Origin of the sequence: Hydrogenophaga defluvii (genome assembly GCF_042665235.1) — a bacterium.
Classification (GTDB): domain Bacteria; phylum Pseudomonadota; class Gammaproteobacteria; order Burkholderiales; family Burkholderiaceae_C; genus Hydrogenophaga; species Hydrogenophaga defluvii_A.
This window is the reverse complement of sequence record NZ_JBHTBZ010000014.1, coordinates 1-11291: the sequence shown is the minus strand read 5'-3', so window position 1 is coordinate 11291 and position 11291 is coordinate 1. Positions and strand designations below refer to the sequence as shown.

Genomic DNA, 11291 nt, shown 5'->3' with positions numbered 1-11291 from the left:
TTCATGCCGAGGGTTCATCGGCCCAGGGGTTGACGAGCCGGATGCCCGTGTCTTCGAAATGGCGGGTGTTGCGGGTGACGATTGTCAGACCGTGGTGGAGCGCTGTGGCGGCAATGACCATGTCCAGCGCGTCCTGCATGCGGCCCATAGCCCGCAGCGACGCCTTGAGGTCACCAAACTGCCGCCAGACGGCCTCATCGGTTTTCAGCACGCGCCCTTCAAAGCGCTGCGCCAGCGCCAGCGCCCATGCCTGCAGTTGGTTGCGTTTGGCGCTGGGAGGCAGACAGGCCACACCGTAGTGAATTTCACCGAACGAAGCCGCCGACACCGCACAATCGTCGCCATGGCGAGCCAGCCAATCCTGGACACCAGGATGCGGCCGCAGGTAGGTGGATTCGGACAGCGTGCAGGTGTCGAGCAGCCAGCGCATTGCCGTTCAATCTTCGCCAAACAGGGGGGCACGCCCCTCGCTGCGATCACGCGGCATCTCTGGCAAGCCACCTTCCACCTTGGGCGCACTCAGCAGAAATTCGACAAACCCGTCACCCGTGTGCGGGCCCTTGCGCGCACCCTCATCAGCCACCGCCACCACGCGCACCACCGGCCGACCATGGCGCGTGACGGTTTGTGGCCCTTCGTGCAGGGCACGGTCAATCACCTCACTGAAGTGGTTTTTCGCTTCTTGCACTTGCCAGACAGCGTTCATGGCGGTCTCCTTTTCAGGACATTCTGGCCACAATTCTAGCCCAATCAGGCCAGTTCTTCCTTGCGGATGCGGGTGATGGGCGCCAACACGGTGGGCAGGGCCTGCATCTGTGCCATGGCGTCGTTCATCGTGCCCTCGCGGGTGTCGTGGGTCAGGATGATGAGGTCGGTCTGGGTGGAACCCTCGCCGCCCACCTCATCGGCCTCGCGCTGCAGCACGGCGTCGATGCTGATGCCGGCACCGGCCAGGATGCCGGTGACCTGGGCCAACACGCCGGCTTCGTCGGCCACACGCAGGCGCAGGTAGTAGCTGGTCACCACCTCGCTCATGGGCAACACCACCTCGTTGCTGATGGCGCTGGGCTGGAAGGCCAGGTGCGGCACGCGGTGCTGCGGGTCGGCGGTGTGCAGGCGGGTGATGTCCACCAAATCGGCAATCACGGCACTGGCGGTGGGCTCGCTGCCGGCGCCTTTGCCGTAGTAAAGCGTGGTGCCCACGGCATCGCCGTTGACGACGACCGCGTTCATCGCGCCTTCCACATTGGCGATCAGGCGCTTGGCCGGCACCAGGCTGGGGTGCACGCGCAGCTCAATGCCCTTGGCAGTGCGTTTGGTGATGCCCAGCAGCTTGATGCGGTAACCCAGTTGTTCGGCGTATTTGATGTCAGCAGCGCCGAGCTTGGTGATGCCTTCGACATAGGCTTTGTCGAACTGCACCGGGATGCCGTAGGCGATGGCGCTCATCAGCGTGACCTTGTGTGCAGCGTCCACGCCTTCGATGTCGAAGGTGGGGTCGGCCTCGGCGTAGCCCAGGCGTTGCGCCTCTTTGAGCACCACGTCGAAGTCCAGGCCCTTGTCGCGCATCTCGGACAGGATGAAGTTGGTGGTGCCGTTGATGATGCCGGCCAGCCATTGGATGCGGTTGGCGGTCAGGCCTTCGCGCAGCGCCTTGATGATGGGAATGCCACCGGCCACGGCCGCTTCAAACGCCACCACCACACCTTTGGCCGACGCAGCTGCAAAAATTTCGGTGCCGTGCACGGCCAGCAGCGCCTTGTTGGCGGTGACCACGTGTTTGCCGGCGGCGATGGCGTCCAGCACCAGTTTCTTGGCAATGCCGTAGCCGCCGATCAGCTCGATGATGATGTCGATGTCGGGGTTGGCGATGACCGCCGCGGCATCATTGACCACCTGAACTCCCTCGCCCACCACCGCCTTGGCGCGCGCCACGTCGAGATCGGCCACCATGGTGATTTCGATGCCCCGACCCGCACGGCGCGTGATCTCTTCCTGATTGCGCTTGAGCACGTTGAACGTGCCGCTGCCCACGGTGCCAATGCCCAGCAGGCCCACTTGAATCGGTTTCATCTCTCGGTTTCCGGTCGTCGTTGCAAAAAGGGGATCGGGGTGGCGCTTCAGGCGGCCACCACCATGCGTTTTCGGTAGCGTTCCAGGAAGCGCGCAATGCGCTCGATGGCCTCGCGCAAATCGTCCTCGTGCGGCAGGAAGACAATGCGGAAGTGCTGGTTGTCGGGGTAATTGAAGCCTGAGCCCTGCACCAGCATCACGCGCGTCTCGCGCAGCACCTCCATGAAGAACTGGCGGTCGTCCTCGATGGGATAGACCTTGGGGTCCAGGCGCGGGAACATGTACAGCGCCGCCTGTGGCTTGACGCAGCTCACGCCCGGAATCGCCGTGATCAGCTCGTAGGCCAGGTCGCGCTGGCGGCGCAGGCGCCCGCCCTCCTTCACCAGGTCCTGGATGCTCTGGTAGCCGCCCAGCGCCGTCTGGATGGCCCACTGGCCGGGCACGTTGGAGCCCAGCTTGAGGTTGGCCAGCATGTTCAGGCCTTCAATGAAGTCCTTGGCGATGGTCTTGGGACCCGACAGCACCATCCAACCGGCACGGTAACCGCAGGAGCGGTAGGCCTTGGACAGGGAGTTGAAGGTCAGGGTCAGCACGTCGGTGGACAAGCTGGCCATGGCGGTGTGTTTCACGCCGTCGTAAAGCACCTTGTCGTAGACCTCGTCGGCCAGGATGACCAGGCCAAATTCGCGCCCAAGGGCCACGATACCCTTGAGCAGCTCGTCGCTGTACATCACACCGGTGGGGTTGTTGGGGTTGATGACCACGATGCCCTTGGTGCGCGGCGTGATCTTGGCCCGCATGTCGGCCAGGTCGGGCTGCCAGCCGTCGTTCTCGTCGCAACGGTAGTGCACGGGCGTGCCGCCCGACAGGCTGGTGGCGGCCGTCCACAGCGGGTAGTCGGGTGAGGGCACGAGCAACTCGTCACCGTTGTCCAGCAGCGCGTTGGCAGCCATCACGATCAGTTCGCTGGCGCCGTTGCCCAGGTAGATGTCTTCCAGCGTCACGCCATGCACGCCCTGTTGTTGCGTGTAGTGCATGACCGCCTTGCGCGCGGCGAAGATGCCTTTGCTGTCGGAATAACCGGCCGAATTGGGCAGGTTGCGAATCATGTCCTGCTGGATTTCCTCGGGCGCATCAAAACCAAAAGGCGCGAGGTTGCCGATGTTGAGCTTGATGATCTTCTGCCCCTCATCCTCCATCTGTTTGGCCGCGTCAACGATGGGGCCCCGCACGTCGTAAAGCACGTTGGCCAATTTGGCCGATTTGAGAATGGGGCGCTGGCTCATGATGGAATGGGAATCGAAGGGGCGAAACCTATAATTTCACCATACTTTCCAGACCGTCCAGCGGACGGCGCCCCCATCTTCATCACCCATGAAACTCCAACCCGACCGCTTCGACACCCTTGCCATCACAGGGCACGGCCCAGGTTGGGTCGCGGTCAACGGCGAACCCGTGCGCCACAGCCTGGTGGTGAGCGCCCGAGGAGACCGCCTCGACTGGCAAGCAGCCAACTTTGAAGCGCTGACCCCAGATCATTTTGAAAGCTTGGTGGCGCTGCGCCCGGAACTTGTCGTCTTTGGCAGCGGCGAGCGGCTGCGCTTCCCGCCGCCCGCGCTGCTGCGGGCGTTGGTCGGCCAAAACATCGGGGTGGAGACCATGGACACGCCCGCCGCCTGTCGCACCTACAACATTCTGGCCGCCGAAGGCCGCCGCGTCGTGGCCGCGCTGCTGATCGATGCAGAGACCGGCAGCCAAACCGGGTAAAATAGCAGATTGTTTCCGGCTCGGCTGCGTTTTTTTGCGCAATCTGGGCAGAAGACGGTGCTTTCGCGCCGCCGAGGGAATCCGACGAATCAAACCAACCTACCCAGGGGTCCCCACAGTATGGCCGTCGTTGTCAACAAACCCATTCCCGAATTCGAAGCCGTCGCCACGGGCAATCTGAAGGTCAGCAACCAGACCCACCTGGGCCAGACCGTGGTGCTGTATTTCTACCCCAAGGACAACACCCCCGGCTGCACCACGGAAGCCATGCAGTTCCGCGACAAGTACAAGGACTTCGTGAAAGCCGGCGCCCAGGTGTTTGGTGTCTCGCGCGACAACATGAAGTCGCACGACGAGTTCAAAACCAAGCTGGAACTGCCGTTTGAGCTGATCGCCGACACCGAAGAAAAAATGTGCCACATGTTCGGCGTGGTCAAGAACAAGATCATGTACGGCAAGAAGGTCAAGGGCATTGAGCGCAGCACTTTCCTGATCGGCCCCGACGGCGTGCTGAAGGAAGAGTGGCGCGGCCTGAAAGTGCCGGGCCACGTGGAAGACGTATTAAAAGCCGTCAAGGCGCTGAAAAAAGCCGCTTGAGCCAACCAACGTATCGAACAACGCCCCGCACGCCGGGGCGTTGTCGTTTTCAGCCTACATGCCAGCGGGGTGCTCAGGGCCGTCATGGCAGTCGTGCATAATGAATTCATGCCCCCGAGACCCGGAACCCGGTTTCCCCTCCCACGACAAGCCGCCAGGTTGCCCTGACGGCTTTTTGCTTTTTCGGCCACTGAAACAGACCCAGCCCACATGCCACTGCCTCCAGCACCCACCCGAAAAGCCGCCCTGCTGACCAACGAAGCGTACAAAACCCACGCACCCGCCAGCGTTGATGCCCACGATGAGGACACCGTGGTCTTGGCACCGCCTGCGCCCACCCCTGTGAAAGCGGCGGACGAAGTGGTCGCTAAACCCACGCGAGCCCGACGCAACCACACCAAGACCGAAGCGCCCGTGGCATCGGCTCCTGTTGTTCCTGTGGTGGCACTGGCACCCAGCGCCGACAAACCGGCGCCAGCCCGCACCAAGCCCGTCAAGGCGGCGGCACCCGCCAGCAAACGCAGCAGCAAGCCGCGCCTGTTCGTGCTCGACACCAACGTCTTGCTGCACGACCCGATGAGCCTGTTCCGCTTTGAGGAACACGACATCTTCCTGCCCATGATCGTGCTGGAAGAGTTGGACGGCCACAAAAAGGGCATGACGGAAGTGGCCCGCAACGGCCGCCAGAGCAGCCGCACGCTGGACGCCCTGGTGGCCCAGGACGGCGGCGACATGACCAAGGGCATTGCGTTGGCCGGCACGGGCCACACGGGTGCTGGTGGCCGTTTGTTCTTCCAGACCGAACCGCTCAACGACAAACTGCCCAGCAGCCTGCCCCAAGGCAAGGCCGACAACCAGATTCTGGGTGTGGTCGAAGGCCTGCGACAGAAGTTTCCGGACCGCGAAGTCATCCTGGTGTCCAAGGACATCAACATGCGCGTCAAGGCGCGCGCGCTGGGCTTGGCCGCCGAGGACTACGAAAACGACAAGACGCTGGACGACGGCGAATTGCTGTATTCAGGCGCACTGGCACTTCCCACCGACTTCTGGACGCTGCAAAGCAAAACCATCGAGAGCTGGCAACAGGGCAGCCACACCTTCTACCGCGTGAGTGGCCCGACGGTGACGCACTTCCACATCAACCAGTTTGTGTACTTTGAGGCGCCAGGCGAGCCGCCGCTCTATGCGCGTGTGGTCGAAATCCGCGACAAGACCGCGGTACTCAAGACCCTCAAGGACTACACCCACCTGAAAAACGCGGTGTGGGGCGTGAGCAGCCGCAACCGCGAGCAGAACTTCGCCCTCAACCTGCTGATGGACCCGGAGGTGGACTTTGTCACGCTCGCCGGCACGGCCGGCACCGGCAAAACGCTGATGGCCCTGGCCGCCGGCCTCACACAGGTGCTGGACGACCGCCGTTACACCGAAATCATCATGACCCGAGCCACCGTGAGCGTGGGCGAGGACATTGGTTTTCTGCCTGGCACCGAGGAAGAAAAGATGGGCCCCTGGATGGGTGCGCTGGACGACAACCTCGAATTTCTGGCCAAGGGCGACGGCGGCAACGCGGGCGAGTGGGGCCGCGCGGCCACCAACGAGCTGATCCGCAGCCGCATCAAGGTCAAGAGCATGAACTTCATGCGCGGGCGCACCTTCATGAACAAGTACGTCATCATCGACGAGGCACAAAACCTCACGCCCAAGCAGATGAAGACACTGATCACCCGTGCCGGCCCGGGCACCAAGATCATCTGCATGGGCAACCTGGCACAGATCGACACGCCCTACCTCACCGAAGGATCCAGCGGCCTGACCTTTGCAGTGGACCGCTTCAAGGGGTGGCCCCATGGCGGTCACATCACGCTGGCGCGGGGTGAACGTTCCAGGCTGGCGGATTTTGCCAGCGACGTGCTCTGACACCTGGCAACGCCCGATGACGCGACGCTGGGCATGGGTGCTGGGCGCCGGACTATGTCTGGCGACTCAGGTACACGCCACGTCTGGCGTCGGGCCTCGCGCGGAAGGCGCCACACAGCCATTGACGTTTCAAGGGCAGAAACGGCTCTACTTGTTGCGGCTGCCGCCGGGCAAACCGGCAGACGCCAGCGGTTGGCCGCTGGTGGTGGTGTTCCACGGCGGTGGCGGCGATGCGCTGAACGTGGAGCGCATGACCCGCTTCACCGAGCTGGGACGCCAGCAAGGCTTTGCCGTGTTGTACCCCCAAGGCACATCGGCGGCGGGGCAACGGCTGGGCACGTGGAACGCCCAACATTGTTGTGGCACGGCCATGCGCCAGCGTGTGAACGACACCGGCTTCATAGAGGCCTTGCTCAATGACGTGCTGAGGCAGCACCCCCTTGACCCCAAACGCCTCTACGCGACCGGCCTATCCAACGGCGGCATGATGGTGCACCGGGTGGCGGCCGCCTACCCACAACGTTGGGCGGCCATCGCGCCGGTGATGGCCTCTTTGTTCGGTGACGAACCCCCTGCGGCTTTGCCCGTTCCCACCTTCATCGTCAATGGTGAGCTTGACGCGTCCATTCCGGTGGATGGCGGGCCGCCTGGTGGGCGGTTCCGGCAGGCGTGGAGCGGACGGCCGCTGCTGCCGGTGTCAGCTCAGAGCCTGTACTGGGCGCAAGCCAACGGCTGTCAGCCCGGCCCCGACAAGCAGTTTTTGCCCACCCACGTGCATTGGCAATACAGCTGCGCCAAAGGTCGAGATGTGGAGCGTGTGCTGGTCACGGGCCTGGGGCATGCGTGGCCCGGCGGTTTGCGTGGCGCTCCCGGCGCCGACGACCCAACTTCAGCGTTTGATGCGACACGCGAGATCTGGCGCTTCTTTGAGCGGCACCGCCGCCCCTGACACCGGCGCCGACAGGCGTGTTAGAAATCGCCGCCGCCGTAGCCCGGCGCCAAGCTCTCAAAGCGCGTCAACGCGTTGAGGAAGGCCAGCTTCACCGTGCCCGTGGGGCCGTTGCGCTGCTTGCCGATGATGATTTCGGCGACACCCGGCTCTTTGCAGGCCTCGCGGGTGTAGTACTCGTCGCGGTAGATGAACATGATGATGTCCGCGTCCTGCTCGATGGCGCCGGATTCGCGCAAGTCGCTCATCATCGGGCGCTTGTCGGTGCGCTGCTCCACCGAGCGGTTGAGCTGCGACAGCGCGATCACCGGGCACTGCAACTCCTTGGCCAGCATCTTGAGACCGCGCGAAATTTCGCCCAGTTCGGTGGCGCGGTTGTCGCCACCCGCCGTGCTGGAGCCACTCATGAGCTGCAGGTAGTCGACCACGATCAAACCCAGCTTGCCACACTGGCGCGACAGGCGCCTCGCGTTCGCGCGCAGCTCGCTTGGCGTCAAACCCGGCGTCTCGTCGATGTGCAACGACACGGTGCGCAGCTTTTCGATGGCTTCGGTCAGTCGCGGCCATTCGTCGTCGGTGAGTTTGCCGGTGCGCAGGTGGCCTTGGTTGATGCGACCGATGGAACCCACCACACGCACCGCCAGTTGGGATGCGCCCATTTCCATGGAGAACACGGCCACCGGCAACCCTTCATTGAGCGCCACATGCTCGGCGATGTTGATGGCGAACGCCGTTTTTCCCATGGAAGGGCGCGCCGCCAGCACCACCAGATCGCCCGCCTGAAGGCCAGATGTCATTCGGTCCAGGTCAATGAAGCCGGTGGGCACGCCCGTCACGTCGTTGGGGTTGTCGGCCATCTCCTGCACACGGTCCAGCAGCTGCACCACCAGGGTGTCCATGCTCTGGAAACCCTGTTTCATGCGCGAGCCTTCTTCGCCGATGTTGAAGATCTTCTGTTCGGCTTCGTCCAGAATTTGTGCCACCGCCCTGCCCTGCGGGTTGAAGGCGTTGGTGGCAATCTCATCGCTGGCCGACAACAGCTTGCGCAGGATGCCCCGCTCGCGCACGATTTCAGCGTAGCGGCGGATGTTGGCCGCACTGGGCACGTACTGCGCCAGGGAGTTGAGGTACGCCAACCCACCCACCTCTTCGGCCCGGCCCTGGCTTTGCAACTGCTCAAACACCGTGATCACGTCCGCCGGCTTGGAACCATTGATCAACGCGGCCACCGCCGTGAAGATGAGACGGTGCTCGTAACGGTAAAAGTCGGTGTCCTTGATCAGATCGCCCACACGGTCCCAGGCGCCGTTGTCCAACAGCAAACCACCCAACACGCTCGATTCGGCCTCGATGGAGTGCGGCGGAATGCGCAGCTGCGCCACCTCGCGGTCTGCGCCGTAGCTGCTGTCTTCGAGGGCTTCAAACGGGGCGGGCAAAGCAGTGTTCATGGACATCCTGAGCAAATGTTGATGGTATGTCAGCTCGCGGCCGCGCCTGTGGACAAACCTGGGGATGGCTTGTGCAACACGTGGGGGCACCCTGTGCAATGTGCAACGGCCCGACCAGTGGCCCGACCCGTGGCCCTTCCTGGGGCCATCCATGTGGGCATGGCGCACAAACGAAAAAGGTCCCGTACTTGCGTACGGAACCTTGTCGTTTTGGCTCCCCGGAGCCACCGTAGAAGAGTACTGGCTAGCCGATTTCACCGTCGATAGAGGCATCAACGTCGGCCTCATAAACTGAACGCAATGAAAAATTATGGCTTTGCAAATCCTGAAAATCTTTAACCACACTTGGGGATAAAGAATTACCCGCCTTGCGCTTCAAAGTTGCCAATCTTTCTTTGGCAACATCAGCCATGCCGCGCTCCATCAGATACTGAATAGCGGCCAACTCCAACCTTGAAAAAAATCTATCACGCTGATTAATTTCAAAACTGTCAAAATATGCGATCGAAGCAGAAATTTTCTCCACTACATCACAAGACTGAAAATCTTCTTTGATCTCTTGAATTTCTTGAATCGAGATCTTCCTGACAACTTTCACCAATAGAGAAGATGCAGCAGTCTCCTGCGGCTCAATAAGTCCCCTATCCATCATAATTTGTATTGCCGCAATCACCGTTGCCGACCAGTGATAAAAATAGTCTTGGAATACAATGAGACATCCAATCCTCATTTTTGGACCGAATTTTTCTAATATCTGAATATATTCTTGAAACCATTTTGGAGCATCAAACAAGACTCCCGCTATAATAGCATCAGGCGGCTCTGCATTTTTGAGCTCACACACATGATAGGCAAGAAGCCCATCTGGCAAATCAGCTGTACAGCGTTCAAATAGTTTCAACCAACTAACTCTATTAAACGTTCTCTCAAGCAAGTGACTTGACTGTATGGAGGCAGCATCCGCTAAAACATACTGGGAAAAATAACTGGATTCCCGACATGAAAAAATATCATATGTATGCAGTGGAGGCGTTCTTCGGTCGAGATATTCGATCTCCCCATCAATCAAACCCTGCGCCAAACTGCAAGTACTCCGACCAAAATATGCACCAAACTCACAAATCACCTCATTAGCATGCAGTTTTCGCGAAAGACCTACATCATAAAGCAAATCCATTTCACACGGCTCAATCATGCCTGGTACTAGATTTTTTTTCATTGGGCAAAATAAGCAAGATGATCAAAGAAAGTCATCATAAAAAGAGTCAAATTAAAATAAATCAGTGTTTGATTTTAGAAAGGTGTCCGTTTAGGTAACACGGGGGGTTACAGATACACCATGATACAAGTGCTAGGCTGTCCTGTCTCTCGTTTTTGAGTCCATGAACGTGGGAGGGGCACCGAGACGTGCCGACAGGCAGGCGCGGTGCCGCTGACACGTGTTGACCATCGGATGAATGTCATATAACATTCAATCAACACTAGGAGTCGACATGGATGCCAAGCACCTCTCTTCCCTCTGGGCAGCGCCGGACAACAGCCGCCTGACTACCAAGCAGCAGTCCTTCCGGTTGCCCGTGCACGTTGCGGCCAAGATTGCCGCACTGTGCGAGCTATACCCTAACAAAACAAAGACGCAGATCGTCGGTGACCTGCTGGCGTCAGCACTTGCTGAGATGGAGCGTGGGCTGCCTGCCGCTCCTGGGGCCTTCTTCACCAAAGATGAAAACGGCAAGGCGCTCTATGTTGCAGTGGGCATTGCGCAGGACTACCGCAACCTTTCAAACAAGCACTTTGCCGAACTTGAACGAGAGTTGGGCAACGAATCGCCACAGCAGCTGTTCACGAGCCAGCTTCTTGTTGACGAGAACGCGCAATGAACCTGTTGCTGTCTGGACTGGATACCGTCGAGTGCGCGTACTACCTGCGCCCAGCTGCTGCCACGTCCCTGGACTTCGACGCGCTGCGGGTCAAGCGGGAAACCCGCTTCCAAAGCAAATCGCGTGATCCGCTGGTGGTCGAACTGGGCGGCATGGCATTTGAGCTATCGCGCGGCGGGACACGCTCTGGCTACCCCTTCATGATCAGCAACCAGCAATGGGTAATCCAGTTCGGGGAGTTCAACGATCCGAATTTCTTTGTCACCTTCCGCAGTGTTGCCCTGTGGCACCGAGGGGCCAAGGCGCTGCACGACTCGTTTCTCGCTTGGGCGGAATCTCTGGGTTACCTACCTGCCCGGCCCGAGGGCCTTTCACGCTGCGACTTCGCGTTTGACTTTCACCTGCCTCTGGTGGATTTCAACGAGGACAACTTCATCACCCTGACCGAAAAGGACAGCCAGCACCGCAAGAACCGCAAGGTGCAGACCTTCACCTTCGGACGGGATGAAGTCGTGCTCCGGGTCTACAACAAGTCCGACGAAGTCAACGAGGCCAGCGGCAAGTTCTGGCTGCATGAATGTTGATTTCCACCGAATTCTGACCCACCGTTTCCATCCAATATTGACCCACCCTGGATAGAGCCCTGAGGGGCTCACGGTG

General features: G+C 60.4%; 12 protein-coding genes. 6 read left to right on the top strand and 6 right to left on the bottom strand.

Translation table 11 applies throughout. The features are described 5' to 3' along the window. Window position 1: 1 nt before the first annotated feature. From ACFQU0_RS06445 to ACFQU0_RS06430, 4 genes are read right to left on the bottom strand one after another with little or no spacing between them, the layout of a single operon-like run. Window positions 2–430 (bottom strand): type II toxin-antitoxin system VapC family toxin, encoded by a 429-nt coding sequence (locus tag ACFQU0_RS06445; protein ID WP_382199348.1) that lies wholly within the window; start codon window positions 428–430, stop codon window positions 2–4. Window positions 431–436: 6 nt separating this feature from the next. After that, entirely contained in the window at window positions 437–706 is a 270-nt protein-coding gene (locus ACFQU0_RS06440) for a type II toxin-antitoxin system prevent-host-death family antitoxin (protein WP_382199347.1), read from the bottom strand. 44 nt (window positions 707–750) lie between these two features. After that, window positions 751–2073, bottom strand: a complete 1323-nt coding sequence (locus ACFQU0_RS06435; protein WP_382199346.1) for a homoserine dehydrogenase — start codon at window positions 2071–2073, stop codon at window positions 751–753. Window positions 2074–2120: 47 nt separating this feature from the next. Further along, window positions 2121–3359 carry a pyridoxal phosphate-dependent aminotransferase gene (locus ACFQU0_RS06430; protein WP_382199345.1) on the bottom strand — a complete coding sequence of 413 codons (1239 nt, stop codon included), beginning with the start codon at window positions 3357–3359 and terminating at the stop codon, window positions 2121–2123. Window positions 3360–3447: 88 nt separating this feature from the next. On the opposite strand from ACFQU0_RS06430, the gene ACFQU0_RS06425 reads away from it, so the two are divergent. The 4 genes from ACFQU0_RS06425 (at window position 3448) to ACFQU0_RS06410 (ending at window position 7303) form a co-directional block, all read left to right on the top strand. Continuing rightward, window positions 3448–3840 (top strand): Mth938-like domain-containing protein, encoded by a 393-nt coding sequence (locus ACFQU0_RS06425; RefSeq protein WP_382199344.1) that lies wholly within the window; start codon window positions 3448–3450, stop codon window positions 3838–3840. Window positions 3841–3960: 120 nt separating this feature from the next. Next, window positions 3961–4437 (top strand): peroxiredoxin, encoded by a 477-nt coding sequence (locus ACFQU0_RS06420; RefSeq protein WP_382199343.1) that lies wholly within the window; start codon window positions 3961–3963, stop codon window positions 4435–4437. 210 nt (window positions 4438–4647) lie between these two features. Next, window positions 4648–6354, top strand: a complete 1707-nt coding sequence (locus tag ACFQU0_RS06415; RefSeq protein WP_382199342.1) for a PhoH family protein — start codon at window positions 4648–4650, stop codon at window positions 6352–6354. 151 nt (window positions 6355–6505) lie between these two features. Beyond that, a complete protein-coding gene (locus ACFQU0_RS06410) occupies window positions 6506–7303 on the top strand; it encodes a CE1 family esterase (RefSeq protein WP_382199341.1) in 798 nt (265 codons plus the stop codon). A 20-nt stretch (window positions 7304–7323) separates the two neighbouring features. On the opposite strand, the gene dnaB is transcribed toward ACFQU0_RS06410, so the two are convergent. Both dnaB and ACFQU0_RS06400 read right to left on the bottom strand, forming a co-directional pair. After that, window positions 7324–8751 carry a replicative DNA helicase gene (dnaB, locus tag ACFQU0_RS06405; protein ID WP_382199340.1) on the bottom strand — a complete coding sequence of 476 codons (1428 nt, stop codon included), beginning with the start codon at window positions 8749–8751 and terminating at the stop codon, window positions 7324–7326. Window positions 8752–8995: 244 nt separating this feature from the next. Then, complete coding sequence (locus tag ACFQU0_RS06400; RefSeq protein WP_382199339.1) at window positions 8996–9928, bottom strand: hypothetical protein; 933 nt, start codon at window positions 9926–9928, stop codon at window positions 8996–8998. A gap of 316 nt (window positions 9929–10244) precedes the next feature. On the opposite strand from ACFQU0_RS06400, the gene ACFQU0_RS06395 reads away from it, so the two are divergent. After that, window positions 10245–10631, top strand: coding sequence for a hypothetical protein (locus tag ACFQU0_RS06395; RefSeq protein WP_382199338.1), 387 nt, complete (start codon window positions 10245–10247; stop codon window positions 10629–10631). Then, window positions 10628–11215 (top strand): hypothetical protein, encoded by a 588-nt coding sequence (locus ACFQU0_RS06390; protein ID WP_382199337.1) that lies wholly within the window; start codon window positions 10628–10630, stop codon window positions 11213–11215. The genes ACFQU0_RS06395 and ACFQU0_RS06390 overlap by 4 nt, the downstream gene beginning before the upstream one ends. Window positions 11216–11291: the final 76 nt, after the last annotated feature.

What these genes read in the sequence shown, in the direction of transcription:
- ACFQU0_RS06445 (WP_382199348.1), bottom strand. Translation starts at nt 430, where the DNA reads ATGCGCTGGCTGCTCGACACCTGCACGCTGTCCGAATCCACCTACCTG.
- ACFQU0_RS06440 (WP_382199347.1), bottom strand. Translation starts at nt 706, where the DNA reads ATGAACGCTGTCTGGCAAGTGCAAGAAGCGAAAAACCACTTCAGTGAG.
- ACFQU0_RS06435 (WP_382199346.1), bottom strand. Translation starts at nt 2,073, where the DNA reads ATGAAACCGATTCAAGTGGGCCTGCTGGGCATTGGCACCGTGGGCAGC.
- ACFQU0_RS06430 (WP_382199345.1), bottom strand. Translation starts at nt 3,359, where the DNA reads ATGAGCCAGCGCCCCATTCTCAAATCGGCCAAATTGGCCAACGTGCTT.
- ACFQU0_RS06425 (WP_382199344.1), top strand. Translation starts at nt 3,448, where the DNA reads ATGAAACTCCAACCCGACCGCTTCGACACCCTTGCCATCACAGGGCAC.
- ACFQU0_RS06420 (WP_382199343.1), top strand. Translation starts at nt 3,961, where the DNA reads ATGGCCGTCGTTGTCAACAAACCCATTCCCGAATTCGAAGCCGTCGCC.
- ACFQU0_RS06415 (WP_382199342.1), top strand. Translation starts at nt 4,648, where the DNA reads ATGCCACTGCCTCCAGCACCCACCCGAAAAGCCGCCCTGCTGACCAAC.
- dnaB (WP_382199340.1), bottom strand. Translation starts at nt 8,751, where the DNA reads ATGAACACTGCTTTGCCCGCCCCGTTTGAAGCCCTCGAAGACAGCAGC.
- ACFQU0_RS06400 (WP_382199339.1), bottom strand. Translation starts at nt 9,928, where the DNA reads ATGGATTTGCTTTATGATGTAGGTCTTTCGCGAAAACTGCATGCTAAT.
- ACFQU0_RS06395 (WP_382199338.1), top strand. Translation starts at nt 10,245, where the DNA reads ATGGATGCCAAGCACCTCTCTTCCCTCTGGGCAGCGCCGGACAACAGC.
- ACFQU0_RS06390 (WP_382199337.1), top strand. Translation starts at nt 10,628, where the DNA reads ATGAACCTGTTGCTGTCTGGACTGGATACCGTCGAGTGCGCGTACTAC.